At 65.0% G+C, this 16,920-nt stretch carries 15 protein-coding genes; 6 read left to right on the forward strand and 9 right to left on the reverse strand.

Annotated features, from left to right (window positions below; genetic code table 11):
* Positions 1–19 precede the first annotated feature (19 nt).
* The 4 genes from AB1286_RS08300 to AB1286_RS08315 all read left to right on the forward strand — a co-directional run bounded on the left by AB1286_RS08300 (position 20) and on the right by AB1286_RS08315 (position 3,125).
* A complete protein-coding gene (locus tag AB1286_RS08300; protein ID WP_430362815.1) occupies positions 20–913 on the forward strand; it encodes a tetratricopeptide repeat protein in 894 nt (297 codons plus the stop codon).
* Positions 910–1,338 (forward strand): TadE/TadG family type IV pilus assembly protein, encoded by a 429-nt coding sequence (locus AB1286_RS08305; protein ID WP_430362816.1) that lies wholly within the window; start codon positions 910–912, stop codon positions 1,336–1,338. The genes AB1286_RS08300 and AB1286_RS08305 overlap by 4 nt, the downstream gene beginning before the upstream one ends.
* Entirely contained in the window at positions 1,331–2,377 is a 1,047-nt protein-coding gene (locus tag AB1286_RS08310; RefSeq protein WP_430362817.1) for a TadG family pilus assembly protein, read from the forward strand. Before AB1286_RS08305 ends, AB1286_RS08310 begins: the two co-directional genes overlap by 8 nt.
* Before the next feature lie 151 nt (positions 2,378–2,528).
* Entirely contained in the window at positions 2,529–3,125 is a 597-nt protein-coding gene (locus AB1286_RS08315; protein WP_430362818.1) for a thiamine phosphate synthase, read from the forward strand.
* A gap of 91 nt (positions 3,126–3,216) precedes the next feature.
* Here AB1286_RS08315 and AB1286_RS08320 read toward each other — a convergent pair whose 3' ends face one another.
* Genes AB1286_RS08320 through AB1286_RS08330 form a run of 3 tightly spaced genes read right to left on the reverse strand, consistent with a single transcriptional unit; the run spans position 3,217 to position 9,179 of the window.
* Entirely contained in the window at positions 3,217–4,737 is a 1,521-nt protein-coding gene (locus tag AB1286_RS08320; RefSeq protein ID WP_430362819.1) for an efflux transporter outer membrane subunit, read from the reverse strand.
* 1 nt (position 4,738) lies between these two features.
* The gene (locus AB1286_RS08325; RefSeq protein ID WP_430362820.1) at positions 4,739–7,945 is read right to left on the reverse strand and encodes an efflux RND transporter permease subunit; all 3,207 of its coding nucleotides are present in this window, start codon (positions 7,943–7,945) and stop codon (positions 4,739–4,741) included.
* Positions 7,946–7,964: 19 nt separating this feature from the next.
* Positions 7,965–9,179 (reverse strand): efflux RND transporter periplasmic adaptor subunit, encoded by a 1,215-nt coding sequence (locus AB1286_RS08330; RefSeq protein ID WP_430362821.1) that lies wholly within the window; start codon positions 9,177–9,179, stop codon positions 7,965–7,967.
* Between the two features lie 398 nt (positions 9,180–9,577).
* Between AB1286_RS08330 and AB1286_RS08335 the strand changes: the two genes are divergently transcribed.
* Positions 9,578–10,225 (forward strand): TetR family transcriptional regulator, encoded by a 648-nt coding sequence (locus AB1286_RS08335; protein ID WP_430362822.1) that lies wholly within the window; start codon positions 9,578–9,580, stop codon positions 10,223–10,225.
* Here AB1286_RS08335 and AB1286_RS08340 read toward each other — a convergent pair.
* Positions 10,219–10,866 carry a cysteine hydrolase family protein gene (locus AB1286_RS08340; protein ID WP_430362823.1) on the reverse strand — a complete coding sequence of 216 codons (648 nt, stop codon included), beginning with the start codon at positions 10,864–10,866 and terminating at the stop codon, positions 10,219–10,221. The two genes, AB1286_RS08335 and AB1286_RS08340, sit on opposite strands and share 7 nt — an antisense overlap.
* A gap of 193 nt (positions 10,867–11,059) precedes the next feature.
* On the opposite strand from AB1286_RS08340, the gene AB1286_RS08345 reads away from it, so the two are divergent.
* Positions 11,060–12,031: a GlxA family transcriptional regulator gene (locus tag AB1286_RS08345; protein ID WP_430362824.1), complete on the forward strand. Its 972-nt coding sequence runs from the start codon at positions 11,060–11,062 to the stop codon at positions 12,029–12,031.
* Positions 12,032–12,060: 29 nt separating this feature from the next.
* Here AB1286_RS08345 and AB1286_RS08350 read toward each other — a convergent pair whose 3' ends face one another.
* The 5 genes from AB1286_RS08350 to AB1286_RS08370 all read right to left on the reverse strand — a co-directional run bounded on the left by AB1286_RS08350 (position 12,061) and on the right by AB1286_RS08370 (position 16,906).
* Positions 12,061–12,837, reverse strand: a complete 777-nt coding sequence (locus tag AB1286_RS08350) for a CoxG family protein (RefSeq protein ID WP_430362825.1) — start codon at positions 12,835–12,837, stop codon at positions 12,061–12,063.
* A gap of 24 nt (positions 12,838–12,861) precedes the next feature.
* Positions 12,862–13,227, reverse strand: coding sequence for a DUF427 domain-containing protein (locus AB1286_RS08355; RefSeq protein ID WP_430362826.1), 366 nt, complete (start codon positions 13,225–13,227; stop codon positions 12,862–12,864).
* Positions 13,228–13,350: 123 nt separating this feature from the next.
* The gene (locus AB1286_RS08360) at positions 13,351–13,842 is read right to left on the reverse strand and encodes a carboxypeptidase regulatory-like domain-containing protein (RefSeq protein WP_430362827.1); all 492 of its coding nucleotides are present in this window, start codon (positions 13,840–13,842) and stop codon (positions 13,351–13,353) included.
* Positions 13,843–13,975: 133 nt separating this feature from the next.
* Positions 13,976–15,466: a DegQ family serine endoprotease gene (locus tag AB1286_RS08365; protein ID WP_430362828.1), complete on the reverse strand. Its 1,491-nt coding sequence runs from the start codon at positions 15,464–15,466 to the stop codon at positions 13,976–13,978.
* 138 nt (positions 15,467–15,604) lie between these two features.
* On the reverse strand, positions 15,605–16,906 hold the full coding sequence (locus tag AB1286_RS08370; protein WP_430362829.1) for an ATP-binding protein: 1,302 nt from the start codon (positions 16,904–16,906) through the stop codon (positions 15,605–15,607).
* Between the last annotated feature and the right edge of the window lie 14 nt (positions 16,907–16,920).

Below are 16,920 nucleotides of genomic sequence, written 5' to 3' on the forward strand. Positions count from 1 at the left end.
GATAACCGTGGGAGGTTTCATGCACTCGATCCCCTTGCCGTTGCGGCACCCCGCGATACGCACGCTCACGCTCGCCGCGCTTTTCGCTTGCGCGCTCGTCGGCTGCGCGAGCAGCCCGAGAATCGAAACACGGCCCCTCGTGGCGACCCGCGGCGTCGATCAGAGCACCGATCTGAAGATCGCCGAAAGCGCGCTCGAAAGCGGCGATACGCAACTCGCGATCTCGCTCTTCGAAAAGGCGCTGAAGGCCGACCCCGCTTCGCTGCAAGCCCAGCTCGGTCTTGCCGATGCGATCTATCAGATCGGGGAGCTCGCGCGCGCCGGCATGCTGTATGCCCACGTCGCGGCGAGCGCGCCCGATGATCCACGCGCGCAGTTGGGTCTGGCACGCGTCGCACTACGCGAACGCCGTCTCGACGATGCCCTCGTGCGCTATCGCCGTCTCGCCGCGTCGCATCCCGACAGCGCCGCCGCTGCGGAAGGGCTTGGCGCCGTATTGGATTTGCAAGGCGAGCACGGCGAAGCACAGGCCGTTTATCGCGCGGCGCTCGCCCGTCATCCCGAAGCGCAGGGTTTGAAGACGAATCTGGGACTGTCGCTGATTCTCGACCACCGTGCGCGCGAAGGCGCGAACGTCTTGCTGGACGTTGCAGGCCTGCCCGATGCCCCCGTACAAGCACGCGAGAACTTGGCCTTGGCATATGGCGTACTCGGCAACGCGCAAGCGGCGAAAAGCATCTTGACGGCCGACATGCCGGCGGCCTCGGCCGAAGACAATCTGCTCTTCTATCGAAAACTACGCGACCGGTGGTCGTCAGTAGGCGCCGGCACCGCAGGCCGGGCCGGTGGGAGTACGGCAAGCGTTCAATCGGTACCGTCCGAGTCGATCTCGCGGGTAGGTGCACTCGAATGAACCGCGTCGCTCGCCTCGCCGCCGACGAGCGTGGCGTTGCCGCCCTCGAATTCGTGCTCGTGTTTCCGTTCTTGATGACGGTGTTGTTCGGCATCGTCGATACGAGCCTGCTGCTTTGCGACAAGGCCGTCATCACGAATGCGAGCCGCGAGGCCGCGCGCGCCGGCGTGGTCGTGCGCGTACCGCAGCTCACGTCGAGCGAAGTGTCGAACGTGGCGCTCGCCTATGCGCAGAACAATCTCGTCACGGGGGGCACGGCCACGACGCCGACCGTGAGTGTCGACCAATCGGCGGGTACCTCGCCGGGTAGCCCGCTGAAGGTTACCGTCACCTACACGTACGACGGGCTCGTATTGGGTTCGGCGCTCAGTTCGTTGACCGGTCCGGTGACAGTCTCCGCCACGACGGTGATGAACTATGAGTAGGCCTACGCGGCACCGCTCGCGGCGCTTCGCACCGCGCGCTCGACAAGCCGGATCGGTGCCGCTCTGGTTTTTGCTCACTGCGGCGATTTTGCTGACGTTCGGCGCATTCGCCGTCGACTTGCCGCGCGTTGCGACCGTGCGCAACGAATTGCAAAACGCGGCCGATGCCGCTGCGCTCGCCGGTGCCGCCAAACTGATCGACGGCAGCAGCGGGCCCGATTGGCCCGACGCCGCGAGCGCAACGAGCACGGCGGTTTCGCTCAACGCTTCCGACGGCGCCACGTTGAGCGTCGGCACGGTCCAAACGGGGTTCTGGAATCTAACGGGCTCGCCCTCGACGCTTGAGGCGAAGACGATCACGCCGGGTCTATACGACGTCCCCGCCGTGCAAGTCACCGTCACGCGCAGCGCGGGCCAGAACGGCGGTGCGGCAGCGCTCTTGCTGGGCGGCTTCCTCGACGTGCTCAGCGCGCCGGCGAGCGCGACCGCCGTTGCGGTCGCCGCCGCGCCGTCGACCGTGGATTCGGGCGGCCTATTTCCGATGGTCATCGATCAATGTGTGCTGAACGAATACTGGGACTCGACGACGAACGAACCGACGATCGATCCGAGCACCGGCAAGCCGTACGAATTCCAAATCGGCAATGGACACCTGTACGGTTCGAGTTGCGAAGCGGGGCAATGGACGTCGTTTCTGATCAACGCGAACGACGTGCCGACCGTGCGCGGTCTCATCGCTTCGGGCAATCCTTCGCCCATTTCCATCGGCGATAACATTTGGATCGAGCCCGGCGTCAAGACCACGATCTACAGCAGCGTGCCGACGGGTGTCACGATCGTCGTGCCCGTCGCCGAGCAGATCATTTCGCATAGCTACGTGCCGGTGGTCGCGTTCGCGGCGTTTTACGTCGACGGCTCGTATGGCGGCAGCAGCAAATACATCCAGGGACATTTCGTAGGCGGTTATCGCATTCCCGTCCAGTCTTGGGGAATCGGCCCCGACTACGGCGCATACGTCGCCCCGCGGCTGGCGCTCTAAGCCCCGGCCCATCGTCTATCCCCTCCGATCGGCGGAATTCGTCGCGGCTGCTTTCGTCGAAGAGGCAAAACGCTGTACGCTTCTGCGAAAGTGCGATCGCGCCCGAACGACGGGCGCGGCATCCTCGATTCGTTGACCTCGCCTTAAACCGATGCCTCAATCGTTCGTTCTCCCGCAAACCTACTTGGTTACGCCCGAACCGTCGGCCGACCCGTTGCCGGCCGCCTTCGTCGCGCACTTGGAGCGCGTCTTGAAAAACGGCATTCGCCTCGTGCAATTACGCGCGAAAACGCTGACGCCGCCGCAGTACGTCGAGCTTGCCGAGCAGGCGCTCATCGCATGCCGGCGCTACGATGCGCGGTTGCTTTTGAATGCCTCCGTCGACATCGTCCAGGCCGTGGGCGCCGACGGCATTCACCTGACGAGCACGCGGCTCATGGCATGCACGGCCCGACCGCTACCCTCGAACTTTCTGGTTTCGGCCGCTTGCCACGATGCCGCTCAGGTCCTGCACGCGAACCGAATCGGCGCGGACTTGCTCACCGTATCGCCGGTGTTGCCGACAGCCACGCATACCACGGCCACGCCGCTCGGCTGGCCGCGGTTTCGCGAGTTGGTCGCCCTCACCGAGATCCCCGTATTCGCGCTCGGCGGAATGAGCGCCCAGACGCTCGATGAAGCGCGCGCGGCCGGTGCCCACGGGATCGCAGCCATTCGTTCGCTTTGGGGCGGCGTGGCGGCAAGTTGACGCTTGTCGCACGTTGCGCGGATTCAAATAAAAACGGCGAGCATCGCTGCTCGCCGTCTGACTCTGACCGACACCGGATAAACGCGCAATATCAGCCGGTGGTTTTGGTCGATGCCGATGCGGCCGCCGGTGCCGATGCGGCGCCGATCGTCGCGGGTGCGTCGGCCGGCCGGGGCGTGTCGCCCGTGTTGGCAATCCAACCGCCGCCCAGGGCGACATACAGACTGACGAGGCTGTCGAGTCGCGCCACGCGCGCGTTGACGAGCGATTGCTGAACCGTATAAAGGTTCGTTTGTGCGGTCAGCACCTGCAAGTAGCTGTCGACGCCGTTCTTATAGCGCAGTTGCGAGAGATCGAGCGTGCGCGATTGCGCAAACGTCGTGCGCTCGAGCGACTGAATCTGCGCATCGTACGTGCTGCGCGCAGCGAGACCGTCCGCCACTTCCCTGAACGCCGATTGAATCGCCTTCTCGTAGTTGGCGATCTCGATCCGCTTTTGCACGTTGGCGAGGTCGAGGTTGGCGAGATTTTGCCCCCCCTCGAAAATCGGCAGCGTGATATTCGGCGCGAACGTCCAAGCAGCCGAGCCCGCCTTGAACAAATCGCCGAGGGTCGGGCTGGCCGTACCCACCGTGCTCGTCAACGAAATGCGCGGGAAAAACGCCGCTCGCGCAGCCCCGATGTTCGCATTGGCCGCGCGCAGCGTGGCCTCGGCTTGCATGATGTCGGGCCGGCGCGTCAGCAGATCGGACGGCAACCCCGCCGGGATGTCGGTCAGCAAACGCTGATCTTCAAGGCTGCGACCGGGCGGCAGATCGTCGGGCAGCGGCTCGCCGACCAACAATACGAGCGCGTTCTCGGCTTGCGCGCGGGCGCGCGCCTGCGCCTCGCGGTTCGCGCGCGCTTGTTCGACGATCGTCTCCGCTTGCCGCAAATCGAGTTCGGAGCCGGTACCGTTATCGAATTGCAGCTTCGTCAGCGCGTACGACGACTCGGCCGTCTTCAACGTATCGTCGGTGATCTTAAGCAGATCGTCGACCGCGACCATTTGCAGATACTGCTGCGCCACCTGCGAGACGAGCGAAATCTCGGCGGCCTTGCGCGCCTGCGCCGTCGCGAGATACTGCTCGAGCGACTGATCCTTCAAGCTGCGGACGCGCCCCCAGAAATCGATCTCCCAGGAAGCGCTGAGGCCCACTTGGTACTCGCGGGAAATCGTTTGTCCGGAGGGCGACAAGTCGAGCGGCGCACGCTGAACCTGCCCGGTGCCTTGCGCGTTGATCGCCGGGAACAGTTGCGCGCGCGTAACCCGATACTGCGCGCGCGCCGCCTCGACGTTCAAGACGGAGACACGCAAGTCGCGGTTGTTTTCGAGCGCAAGTTCGATGATCCGCTGCAAACGCGGATCGGCGAAGAACTCGCGCCAGCCGATATCGACGGCGGTACGGCCGGCGGCCGTGTCGCCCGAGGTCGTCGTCGGTTGAGTCGCATACACGCCCGATGCCGGGAACGCGGCCGCGACTGGCGCGGCCGGACGTTCGTACCTCGGCTGGAACGTGCAGCCCGCCGCGAGTGCCGCGGTGGCGATCGCAATCAAGGAATATCGTTTCATCTCAGTGTCCTTCATCGCCGTTCTTCTTCTCGCCCGCGTTCGGCGCATGCGGCGCCGAATGGTGCGCTTCGGCCAGGCGCGCCGCTTCGTCCACGTCTTCCGTCTCGCCGCCGAACTTCGCGCGGATCACGACGAAGAACATCGGGATGAAGAAGATCGCGAGGAACGTCGCGGTGAGCATACCGCCGATCACGCCCGTGCCGATCGCGTGCTGGCTCGCCGACCCGGCGCCGTTACTGATCGCGAGCGGCAACACGCCCAAAATGAACGCAAGCGACGTCATCAAGATCGGGCGTAGCCGCAACCGCGCAGCCTCCATCGCCGCCTCGACCGGCCCCATACCTTCGCTTTGCTGCAACTCACGCGCAAACTCGACAATCAGAATCGCGTTCTTCGCCGAGAGGCCGACCGTCGTCAGCAAACCGACTTGGAAGAAGACGTCGTTTTCGAGCCCGCGCAGCGTCGCGGCAACCAGTGCGCCGATCACGCCGAGCGGCACCACCATGATCACCGAGAATGGGATCGACCAGCTTTCATAGAGCGCCGCCAAGCACAGGAACACCACGAGGATCGAGATGCCGTACAGGATCGGCGCCTGCGAGCCCGACTGGATTTCCTGGTACGACAGACCCGTCCACGAGTACCCTATACCGGTCGGCAGCTTCGTCGCGATCTGCTGCATCGCTTGCATCGCCTGGCCCGTACTCTTGCCGGGTGCTGCCGCGCCTTGGATTTCCATCGCCGAGATACCGTTGTAGCGCTCGAGCTTCGGCGAACCGTAGGTCCAGTGTCCGGACGAGAACGACGTGAACGGCACCATCCCACCGGACGCGTTGCGCACGTACCACTGGCCCATGTCCTCCGGCGTCATCCGGAACGGCGCATCGGACATCACGTACACCTTCTTGATCCGGTTGTCCGTATCGAGGAAGTTGTTCACGTATTGCGACGCCCATGCCACGGAGAACGTCTGGTCGATCGCTTGCGGCGACACGCCGAGTGCTTGCGCCTTCTCGCGGTCGATGTCGACCTTGAACTGCGGCGTGTCGTTCAGCCCGTTCGGCCGCACGCCCATGAGCGTCGGATTCTGGGCAGCCATGCCGAGCAACTGATTGCGCGCGGCCATCAGCTTGTCGTGCCCGAGGCCCGCGTTGTCGGTCAACTCGAAGTCGAAACCCGATGCCGTGCCCAGTTCCGGGATCGACGGCGGATTGACCGGGAACACCATCGCGTCCTTATAGCCCCCGTAGTGCATGAACATCCGCTGGATGATCGCCTGCACCTTCTGATCGCCATGTTGCCGCTTGCCGAAATCGGTCAGCCGGACGAAGACGAGGCCCGAGTTCTGGCCGCGCCCCGCGAAGCTGAAGCCGTTCACCGTGAACACCGATTCGACGAGCGACTTCTCCTGCTTGAGCAGGTAGTCGGAGATGTTCGCAAGCGTGCGGGCCGTCGTTTCCTGCGTCGAGCCCGTCGGCGTCTGCACGATGACGAACATAAGCCCTTGGTCTTCTTCGGGCAGGAACGACTTCGGCAAACGAACGAACAACAGGCCGACCGCGACGATCACGGCCAGGTAGATGACGAGCCAGCGGCCCGAGCGCCGGATCACCTGATGCACGCCACGGTGGTACTTGTCGCGGCCGCGGTCGAACGTGCGGTTGAACCAGCCGAAAAAGCCCGTCGTGGCCGCATGCTCGCCCGGGGCGATCGGCTTGAGGATCGTCGCGCACAGCGCCGGCGTCAGAACCAACGCGACGAGCACCGACAACACCATCGCCGAAACGATCGTCAGCGAGAACTGGCGATAGATCGCGCCGACCGAGCCGCCCGAGAGGGCCACCGGCACGAACACGGCCGACAGCACGAGCGCCACGCCGACGAGCGCGCCCGTGATCTGGTCCATTGCCTTGCGGGTCGCCTCGCGTGGCGAGAGCCCCTCCTCGCTCATGACCCGCTCGACGTTTTCGACGACCACGATCGCATCGTCGACGAGCAGACCGATCGCGAGCACGAGCCCGAACATCGACAGCACGTTGATCGAGAAGCCCACCGCGTTCATGATCGCGAACGTGCCGAGCAACACGACCGGCACGGCAATCGTCGGGATCAACGTGGCGCGCAGGTTCTGCAAGAACAGATACATCACGAGGAAGACGAGCACGATCCCTTCGAGCAGCGTCTTGATCACTTCCTCGATCGATAGGCGCACGAACGGCGTCGTGTCGTACGGGTACTTCACGACGAGACCGTGCGGGAAGTATTTCGACAATTCGTCGATCTTCGCGCGCACTTCCTTGGCCGTTTGCAGCGCATTGGCACCCGTGGCGAGCTGAATGCCCATCCCGGCCGTCGGTTGACCGTTGTACTTCGTGTCGAAGTTATACGTTTCGCCGCCGAGTTCGATGCGTGCGACATCCTTGATGCGCACCTGCGAGCCGTCGGCGTTCACCTTCAGCTGGATGTTGCCGAAGTCCGCCGGCGTACGCAGCAGCGTCTGCTCCGTAATCGTCGCTTGCAGCATCTGGCCCGGGACGGCGGGGGTGCCGCCGAGCTGACCGCCCGCGATCTGGACGTTTTGCTGTTGCAATGCTGTGACGATATCGCCCGGGGTCAAGCTGTAGTTCGTCAGCTTGTTCGGGTCGAGCCAAATCCGCATCGCGTACTGCGTGCCGAACAGCGTCACGGTACCGACGCCGTTCAGACGGCTGATCGGATCCTGAATGTTCGACGCGACGTAGTTGGCCAAGTCGTACTTGCTCATGCTGCCGTCTTCGGAGACGAACGCGAGCACGAGCAAGAAGCTGCTGCTCGACTTCGTCACCTTCGTGCCGAGCTGCTGCACGACCGTCGGCAACAGCGGCGTCGCAAGCGACAACTTGTTTTGGACCTGCACCTGGGCGATGTCGGGGTTCGTGCCGGCGTCGAACGTCAGGGTGATCGTCGCCGTACCCGAATCGTCACTCGTCGAGGACAAGTACAGCAGGTGATCGAGACCGCTCATCTGCTGCTCGATCACCTGCGTGACCGTGTTTTCGACCGTCTTCGCCGACGCACCCGGGTAGCTCGCCGAAATCTGGATCGACGGCGGCGCGATGGTCGGGTACTGCGCGATCGGTAAATTGAAGATCGACGCAACCCCCGCCAGCATCAGGATGATCGCGATCACCCAGGCGAAGATCGGTCGATCGATAAAGAACTTAGCCATTGTTGCGGGCTCTCCGTTATCAGGCGGCGGGCGCTGAAGCACCCGAGGCCGGCGCGGCCGCGCCGGCCGGGGCCCCTTGCGCGCCGCTCGCGGCCGCCGGCAGTTGCGCCGGGACCGGTTTCACTTGCATGCCGGGCCGCACTTTCTCCGTGCCCTGCACGATCACGCGATCGCCGCTTTGCAGGCCGCCGTCGACGACCCAGTTCGGACCTTGCATGCCCGAGGTCACGAGCTCGCGCGGCGCGACCTTGTCGTCGGCGCCGACGACGAGCGCAATCGCGCTGCCCTTCTGGTCGTGCGTCACGCCGATCTGCGGCACGAGCATGGCGTGCTCGTTCACGCCTTCTTCGATATGCGCACGCACGAACATGCCCGGTAGCAGCACGCGGTTCGGGTTCTGGAAGATGGCACGGATCGTCACCGAACCGGTCGATTGATCGACGGTCACGTCGGAAAATTGCAGTTTTCCGGGCAGCGGATAGGGGCGGCCGTCCTCGAGGATCAGCGTGACTTTCGCCGCGCCGGGACCGCTCGTCTTCAAGCGCCCTTCCTGGATGTCGCGCCGTAGTTTCAGGCCGTCCAAACTCGATTGCGTCAGATCGACATAGACCGGATCGAGCTCTTGGATCGTGTCCATCAGCGTCGCTTGGCTCGCCTGCACATACGCGCCCGGCGTGACTTGCGAGACGCCGGTGCGGCCCGAGATCGGCGCGACGACGTCGGTGTAGCCGAGGTTGATCTGCGCGGTCTCGACGCTGGCCTTGCCTGCGGCCACGTCGGCCTCGGCTTGCCCTTGAGCGGCCACCGCGTTGTCGTAGTCTTGCTTGCTGACCGCGTTCGCCGCGACGAGCACCTTGTAGCGATTGGCTTGCGCCGTTGTCGTCGCGAGGTTGGCTTGCGCCTTCGCGAGCGTCGCCTTCGCGCTGTTCAGCGCGGCCTGGTACGGCGCGGGATCGATCTTATAGAGCCGTTGTCCGGCCTTGACTTCACTGCCTTCGGTGAACTCGCGCCGCAGCACGATGCCGTCGACACGGGCGCGCACTTGCGCGACGAGGAACGCGCTCGTACGACCCGGCAGCTCGGTGACCACGGGCACCGAACTCGGCTGGACGGTGATGACGCCGACTTCGGGCGTTTGCTGCGGCGGCGCGGACGGCTTCTGTCCGCACGCTGCGAGCGCCACGGCCGCGGTGGCGGCGCAGATTAAGCGAAATGGAACCGGTTGGACACGCATGGAGCGACCTCTGGTCTATAGCTGGGAACAAAATGATCCTGTCGCGCCCCTTCCCCCGCGAGGCGCGCGGCGCGACGTGTCGTCGCAAACGCTTGAGCAAGTCGATGGGCGCCGGCTCAGATGCCATACCTTGCGTATGGCGCTGCGCGGGCCGCGCAAGAAGCGCACGAAAGACGGCACATGAAACGGATTCGCGCGCAAACGACTGACGATAATACCCGCGATTTCGGTTAGGGCACTTCCAACACAGACGCGCATTTTATATACATTCTCGACTGTATGTAAAATGACGCACATTACACGATGTTCCGGGGCTACGGTCGCTTGCCATTTCACGCGAACTCGTAGCAACGGACCGACAGCGGCCGGCTGCCGCCCTCACGCGCACATAGCGAGACATGGTCAGACGAACGAAGGAAGAGGCCCAGCGCACCCGCGATCGCATTCTCGACGCGGCCGAGCAGGTCTTCTACGACAAGGGGGTATCGCGCACGTCGCTAGCCGACATCGCCACGCAGGCGGGCGTCACGCGCGGCGCGATCTATTGGCACTTCGAAAACAAAGGGGATTTGTTCACCGCGATGTTCGATCGCGTGCTGCTGCCGCTCGACGAGCTTGGCGCGCCGCCGGCGGATTCGGCCAGCGACGATCCGCTTGCGCGCCTGGCCACCGTCCTCAAGTGGTGCTTGCAGGCCGCCACGAGCGATCCGCGGCGGCGACGCGTCTTCGATATCTTGTTTTTGAAGTGCGAGTTCGTCGACGAGATGGGCCCCGTCAAGGAGCGCCATCAGACGAGCATGCGCGAAGGCGTGGGCAAGATCGAGAACGATCTGATCCTCGCCGTCGCGCATGGGCAGTTGCCGGCCGACCTCGATACGCGCCGCAGCGCGTTGTATTTGCACGCGTTCATCGGCGGCTTCTTGCGCGACACGTTGCTGCTGCCCGCGCAAGAAGACTTCGCCGCGCACATCGACGCGTTTATCGACGCCTGCATCGACGCGCTGCGCACGAGCCGAGCGCTACGCCGAGACGGCGCGCGTCATTGAACCGAGGCAGGCGCCCGGTTGCGCTCACGCGCTTTTTTGTTCGACGCGCCGATCGATCCGCCGGCGAGCGGCTTGCCGGCCGCGACGGCGTCGATCCAATCGCCGGTGTTCACGACTGCCGCGAACCGCGCGTGCATCACCACGGTGAACGCGCGGTGGATTTCCTCCGCGCTTGCATAGCCCGCGTCGTTCTCGTAAGGGAGCGCGCCGGTCGCATCGTTCAAATATTCGACCTTGAAGCCGGCGTGCGAGGCATGCAGCGTCGTCGACACGTTGCAGTTTTGCGTCATATAGCCGACGACCGACAACGTATCGATTGCGTTCGCCGCGAGCCAATCGGCCAGATCCGTCCCCGCGAACGAGCTCGGCAGCGTTTTTTCGATGAGATGATCGTAGGCGCGATCGGCCACGACCGCATGCAACGCGGCGCCGTGCGAGCCGCGGGCGAAGAGCGACGCGTCGGGCGGCGAGATGTGTTGGACGACGATCACGGGCACCGCGTGCGCGTGCGCGGCATCGATCGCGCGGCCGATATTGGCCAGCGAATCTTGCACGGGCGGGTACTCGATCGGCAGCCCGCCCGTGACGTATTCGTTTTGGACGTCGATGACGATCAGGGCGCGGCGGGGGGACGTGGACATGGCGATTCTCCTTTGAATAATGGGCCGGGTACGTCGCTTCGCATCGTTTTGCTGCGAGTGCTCGGTAACGGCATGGGTGTCATTGTTCCCGGATCGCTTCGCCGTCGACAGCGGCCCGAGTGCCATTCATCGATATAATCGGGCCAATCGTACAAGCGCCTGTTTAGACTCGGTTCTCGCCGGCCCCTTCTCCATGACGCTCACTTCGCCCTCGCCCGCCGTCATTGCCGTCGTCGCGTTCGACGGCATCAGCCCGTTTCATCTGTCGGTGCCCTGTATCGTCTTCGGCGAAGACTACGGCGCGGGCGGCGTGCCGCGCTTCGACGTGCGCGTGTGCGCCGTCGAGCCCGGCATGCTGCGCACGACCGCCGGATTTTCGATCGCCGCCCCGCATGGGCTCGAGGCGATTGCCGCCGCCGATATCGTGATCGTGCCGAGTTGGCACAATGCGCTCGAGATGCCGAGCGACGCGCTGACCGCCGCATTGCGCGAGGCTCACGCGCGCGGGGCGCAAATGGTGGGATTGTGTCTAGGCGCCTTCACGCTGGCCGCGGCCGGCATCCTCGACGGACGTCCCGCGACGACGCATTGGGCGTGGGCCGAGCGGTTCGCTGCCCGCTATCGGGCGGTACGCGTCGATGCCGCCGTGCTCTATGTGGACGACGGCGACGTGCTGACGTCGGCGGGCACCGCCGCGAGCCTCGATTGCTGCCTGCATCTGCTGCGGCGCCGCTGTGGCGCGCAGGCGGCCAACTACGTCGCCAGACGGCTCGTCGTGCCGCCGCATCGCCAAGGAAGCCAAGCGCAATTCGTCGAGCAGCCGATCGGCGTTCGGGCGCGCGACGAGCGGCTATCGCCGCTATTGGATTGGGTCCGGGAAAATCTGAGCGCGCCGCATTCGCTCGATTCGCTGGCGCAGCGCGCCTTGATGAGCCGGCGCACGTTCACGCGACGCTTCAAGGAAGCGACCGGCACCACGGTGGGAGCATGGCTTTTGGCGGCGCGCCTATCGCGCGCGCAGCAATTGTTGGAAACGACCGCCGACAGCGTCGACGCAATCGCCGCAGCGGCGGGATTCGGCTCGGCCGTCTCGCTGCGGCAGCACTTCGCCGAGGCATTCAAGACGACGCCGTCGAACTACCGGCGTGAGTTCCAAGGCGCGTAGCCTCAAGCAGCGGCCAGGGCAAACGCGGTTCAGCCGAGCCAATGCGACGCGTAGAGCAGCACGGCAACGAGCACCACGATGGCCGCCCAACCCCACACCGGCATGACCTGCGGCGACGCGGCACGGTGCAATCCTTGCGCGCCGCGCGGCGACACCAGCGTCCCCGCGGCGCGCCCGCCGACTACAGCCGCGGCATTGTGCTCCCACGCCTTGCGGCCGAGACCGGCTAAGCCGGCCGGGCGCAAGAAGACATGCTGCCGGCGTGGGCCGGTCGCGGCGCGGTTCGCGCGCTTACCGTGCTTGGCTTCCACCACGGCGCAAAATTCGGCGAAGAAGTCGTCGGCCAACTCGTGCAGCGCGTTCTCGATCTGGCGCGGAGGCAATTCGGCGAGCGGTCCGGTCAACGTGGCCCAGACCGAATAGTCGATGCGCGTGGCGCAAGCCTCGCCGCCTTCGCCCGAAAATTCGTCGCCGTGTAAAGCGATGTCGATCTGACCGCGTAACGACCCGGCACCGTTGGCGCAGGCCTTGAAATTGAGCGTCCGGTGCAGGCCGTCGCAGGGCGCGCCAGCCCCCTCGCCCTCGCCCGCCGGCCGCGACTCGAACCTTCCCAAGTGCGCGCGCACGTCGTAATGCGCGCGCAGCGGCCCGAGCGGCACCGTCAAGGCGAGCAGATATTCGCCGTTCGGCGTCCGCGTGAACGTTTCGCAGTTTTCAAGGCTCGCCCGCAACAATGCGGTGTCTTGCAACGCATCGCAGACGGCGGATGGGGCAAGCGGAATGCGCAGCGCGTCGGTCAATTCCATGGCGGCCTCCTCGATCTGCCTCGTCTATGAGGTCTGATCGATACGGTCCACCCGCGACGAATAGAACGCCACGCATCCCTTGATCGCCTCGGCACCGGGCAACGGAGATTCGTAGCTCCACGCGGCATCGACCACGGGACCGTCCTCTTCAGTCAGCAAATGGAAGTACGACGCGTCGCCTTTATACGGACAATGCGACGCGTTCTCCGAGCGGTGCAGACGCGTCATGTTCACGTCCTCGCGCGGAAAGTAAAAGACCTCGGGCAATCCCGTTTCGCGCAGCGTCAGTCCTCGGCGCGTGTCGGCAATGGTGATCCCGCGATGGATGACCCGCAGACGGTGCGCGTTCGGCGCAATCTCGATACGGTGTGTGGCATCGGCATTCGTCATGGCAATTCCTCTCGCAAGGCGTATGCCGGGTGCCCGTGTGCAACGCACAAAAAAAGCCACGAGCGGGCGCCCGTGGCTTCATTATCGACGAAAGTCAGACCGCATGCGCGGCCGACCTATTCACTATTGCGTATTCCAGTGAAAATCTGCGCGTGCGCCAGGCTTTCTTCCTACGTTGACCTGGCGCGTCTGGTCCTCGTCCTTGTAGCGCGCATGCACGGTGTAACGGCCAGGCGGCAGTTTCACGAGCATATAAGGCCCGCGTGCGTCGGCCTTCAGAACTTGCGTGTCGTGAGCGCCGACGATGCGGACATGGACGTCCGACAGATAGTCCGCGCCCGGCCCCGTGAAGCGCATGGCTAGCGGCCACTGGTGCTCGGCGCTCTTGAGGGCGGCCGACTCGTCGGTCCCGACGCCACCGGATACATAAGAGATATCGCCTTGCTGTTGAATTTGCGGCATGCCACCGCCGTTCACGTTGCCCGCGCTGGTCATGTCGGTGGTCGTGCCGCCGACCGTGTCGGAGGCTTGTGCGAATGCGGCGGCCGTGAAGCCGAGCGCCGCCGTCGCTACCACCGCGGCGATCGCCGCTTTCTTGCTGGTTCGCGTTTTCATGCATCGCTCCTTTTGTTGCGCGCCGGTCGCTAAGCAACTTGGGCGCCATGGGAAACAAGCATGCAAACCGCGTTCCCGGCGACGGGCGCGCGCTTTACGATAGCGCCCGTACGCGTGGGAACCGGTGCAAACATCAGCCCAAATCGACCGGCACGAAGATTTGCGCGTTGTCGCGCTGGATGAGCAGCGCCACGCTGTTGCCGGCCTTGGCGATGACCTCGCGCAACTGCTGCACCGAGGTAACCGGACGGCCGTTGACGGCCAGGATCACATCGCCGGGCTGGATGCCCGCGCTCGCCGCCGGGCCGCTCGCCTGTTGCACGAGCAAGCCATGCGAGAGCGAGCTGCCGTTACGCTCTTGCGGCGTGAGCGGACGCACCGCAACGCCGAGCCGCCCTTGCTCCGAAGCCTGCGCGCTTGCGTCGGCCACCTTCGTTTCGGAGAGCGAGCCGAGCGTGACCGTCACTTGCTTCTTGGACTTGTCGCGCCAGACGTCGAGCGTTGCCTTGCTGCCCGGCTTCATGCTTGCGATCTGGGACGGCAGATCCGTCGAATCGTTCACGGCGTTGCCGTTGACGGCCAAGATGACGTCGCCTGCTTGCAAGCCTGCCTTCGCGGCCGGGCCGCCCGGATCGACGGAGCTCACGAGCGCGCCGGCGGGTTTTTGCAGCCCGAACGAGTCGGCCAGCGTCTGATTCACGCCTTGCACCGCCACGCCCAAACGGCCGCGGCTCACATGGCCCGTCTTGACCAGTTCGTCCTTCACGCGCATCGCCTCGTCGATCGGGATCGCGAACGAGAGCCCCTGGAAGCCGCCCGTTTGCGAATAGATCATCGAGTTGATACCGATCACCTGCCCTTGCAGATTGAACAGCGGTCCACCGGAGTTGCCGGGGTTCACCGGCACGTCGGTTTGAATGAACGGCGTGTAGTTCTCGTTCGGCAGCGAGCGCGCCTTCGCGCTGATGATGCCCGAGGTCACCGTGTTGTCGAAGCCGTACGGCGAGCCGATCGCGACGACCCACTGCCCGACCTTGCTTTGAGTCGGATCGCCGATCTTCACCGTCGGCAGGCTCGACGCGTTGATCTTCAGCACCGCGACATCGGACTGCTTATCCGTGCCGACCACCTTCGCGCGAAATTCGCGTTTGTCCGTGAGCTTGACCGTCACGACGTTCGCGCCGTCGACCACGTGCGCGTTGGTCAGGATATAGCCGTCGTTGCTGATGATGAAGCCCGATCCGAGGCTCGCGCTCGGGACGTCTTCCTGGCCGCCGCCGTTATCGCCGCCGTTGTAGCCCGGGAACTGCCCGTAAAAGCGCTTGAAGAATTGGAAGAACGGATCGTCCGGATCCACGGGCAACTGCTGCATCGAGCGGCGCGCCGTCTGCTTCACGACATGCTTCGCGCTGATGTTGACGACCGCCGGCCCATACGTTTCCACGAGGCCCGAGAAATCGGGCACACCGGTTTTCGCGGCGGCTTCGGCCGGCATGAGCGCGGCCGCTTGCGCGGACGAAATGATCTGAGGATCGGTGTGACGCGTACCGGCGACGTAACCGACGGAAAGCGCAGCCGCCACGGCAATGGCCACGGCGCCGCGAGAGAGCGTTTTTGCGTTCATGGGGAAAGGCCTCCTTGCTTGATGTCAGGCAGAGTAAAAGGGCTGTCTTAAAGGAGACTTAACCGTGAATCCGTCCGATCGGCCCGGGCTGTCGGGCTCACAGGGGTGGCGACGGCGCGGGCGCGCCGCCTCGTGCCCTCAAAAACGGACGGTGACGAGCAGACCGCCGAGCGACGCGTCGCCGAGTTCGATCGATGCCTTGTGCTGCGTCGCAACGCGCTTGACGATGGCCAGACCCAGACCGCTGCCCGAGACGTCCGTGCGCGCACGCGCCGAGGCGTCGCGATAGAACCGGTCGAACACGCGCGAACGTTCCTCGGCGGGAATGCCCGGCCCGCTATCGGCGATTTGCACGCTGGGGTGGCCGCCTTCGGCGTCGGCCGAGAGGCTCACGTCGATACGGCCGCCGGCGGGCGTGTACTTGACGGCGTTGTCGAGCAAATTGCCGAACATCACGCGTAGCGAATCGGCATCGGCCGCAACCGTCGCCGCCTGCGCCCGTTCGAAACCCAGATCGATACCGGCGCGTTGTGCGATCGGCGCATGCGCGGCGACGCAATCGGCCAGCAACATCCGTAGATCGACCGCCTCCTTGACCGCGCCGGCGTCGGGTTCCGCGCGCGCGAGCGCGAGCAGCTGCTCGGCCAGCCGCGTTGCGCGCGTGACGCCGGCTTGCAGATCCGCCAGCGCTTCGCGGCGCGCGTCGGCGTCTTGCGCGCGCGCAACGAGTTGCGATTGAATCTGGACGGCTGCGAGCGGCGTACGCAGTTCATGGGCCGCATCGGCCACGAACGCGCGCTGCGTGTCGAGCGCCGCCGACAACCGCGCCAGCAGTCCGTTGAGCGCGCGCACGAGCGGCCGCACCTCCAGCGGCAAACGCGCATCGGGCAGCGGATCGAGCGCTTCGGGACGACGCGCGTCGAGCGCGCGCGTCACGCGCCTGAGCGGCGCGAGCCCGCGTCCGACGACGCCCCAGACGGCCACCCCGAGAAACGGCAGCAGCACGATAAGCGGCCAGAGCGTGCGCAGCGCGACGTTTGCGGCCAGCCGGTTACGCACCGACAAAGGCTGCGCAAGCTGCACGACGTTATCGCCCACGATCGCGCCGTACACGCGCCAATCGCCGCGGTCGGTGCGCTCGGTCGAAAATCCGAGTTCCGCCCGCGGGGCCAGCGGCGCGCGCGGATGCGAGTAGTACATCAGCGAACCCGTGCGGCTCCAGATCTGGATGACGATCCCTTCGTCGGCATCGTTGTGAGCTCCGAAGATCTGGGCGAACGGCTCGGACGGCAGGGCCGCGGCAATTTCTTGCAGCTGATAGTCGAAGAGTTCGTTGGCCTCGGCGAGCGCCTGCCGGTAGATGAGCCAACCGGCCAGGCCCACGCCCGCCAAAACGATCCCGATCAGCCAAAACAGCAGTTGACGGCGAATGGATTGCATCGAAGCCTTCGGTC

This window comes from Trinickia sp. NRRL B-1857 (assembly GCF_050470685.1).
In the GTDB taxonomy this organism is placed as follows: Bacteria; Pseudomonadota; Gammaproteobacteria; order Burkholderiales; family Burkholderiaceae; genus Trinickia.

What these genes read in the sequence shown, in the direction of transcription:
- AB1286_RS08315 (WP_430362818.1), top strand. Translation starts at nt 2,529, where the DNA reads ATGCCTCAATCGTTCGTTCTCCCGCAAACCTACTTGGTTACGCCCGAA.
- AB1286_RS08335 (WP_430362822.1), top strand. Translation starts at nt 9,578, where the DNA reads ATGGTCAGACGAACGAAGGAAGAGGCCCAGCGCACCCGCGATCGCATT.
- AB1286_RS08345 (WP_430362824.1), top strand. Translation starts at nt 11,060, where the DNA reads ATGACGCTCACTTCGCCCTCGCCCGCCGTCATTGCCGTCGTCGCGTTC.
- AB1286_RS08350 (WP_430362825.1), bottom strand. Translation starts at nt 12,837, where the DNA reads ATGGAATTGACCGACGCGCTGCGCATTCCGCTTGCCCCATCCGCCGTC.
- AB1286_RS08360 (WP_430362827.1), bottom strand. Translation starts at nt 13,842, where the DNA reads ATGAAAACGCGAACCAGCAAGAAAGCGGCGATCGCCGCGGTGGTAGCG.
- AB1286_RS08330 (WP_430362821.1), bottom strand. Translation starts at nt 9,179, where the DNA reads ATGCGTGTCCAACCGGTTCCATTTCGCTTAATCTGCGCCGCCACCGCG.
- AB1286_RS08305 (WP_430362816.1), top strand. Translation starts at nt 910, where the DNA reads ATGAACCGCGTCGCTCGCCTCGCCGCCGACGAGCGTGGCGTTGCCGCC.
- AB1286_RS08370 (WP_430362829.1), bottom strand. Translation starts at nt 16,906, where the DNA reads ATGCAATCCATTCGCCGTCAACTGCTGTTTTGGCTGATCGGGATCGTT.
- AB1286_RS08310 (WP_430362817.1), top strand. Translation starts at nt 1,331, where the DNA reads ATGAGTAGGCCTACGCGGCACCGCTCGCGGCGCTTCGCACCGCGCGCT.
- AB1286_RS08300 (WP_430362815.1), top strand. Translation starts at nt 20, where the DNA reads ATGCACTCGATCCCCTTGCCGTTGCGGCACCCCGCGATACGCACGCTC.
- AB1286_RS08365 (WP_430362828.1), bottom strand. Translation starts at nt 15,466, where the DNA reads ATGAACGCAAAAACGCTCTCTCGCGGCGCCGTGGCCATTGCCGTGGCG.
- AB1286_RS08325 (WP_430362820.1), bottom strand. Translation starts at nt 7,945, where the DNA reads ATGGCTAAGTTCTTTATCGATCGACCGATCTTCGCCTGGGTGATCGCG.
- AB1286_RS08340 (WP_430362823.1), bottom strand. Translation starts at nt 10,866, where the DNA reads ATGTCCACGTCCCCCCGCCGCGCCCTGATCGTCATCGACGTCCAAAAC.
- AB1286_RS08320 (WP_430362819.1), bottom strand. Translation starts at nt 4,737, where the DNA reads ATGAAACGATATTCCTTGATTGCGATCGCCACCGCGGCACTCGCGGCG.
- AB1286_RS08355 (WP_430362826.1), bottom strand. Translation starts at nt 13,227, where the DNA reads ATGACGAATGCCGATGCCACACACCGTATCGAGATTGCGCCGAACGCG.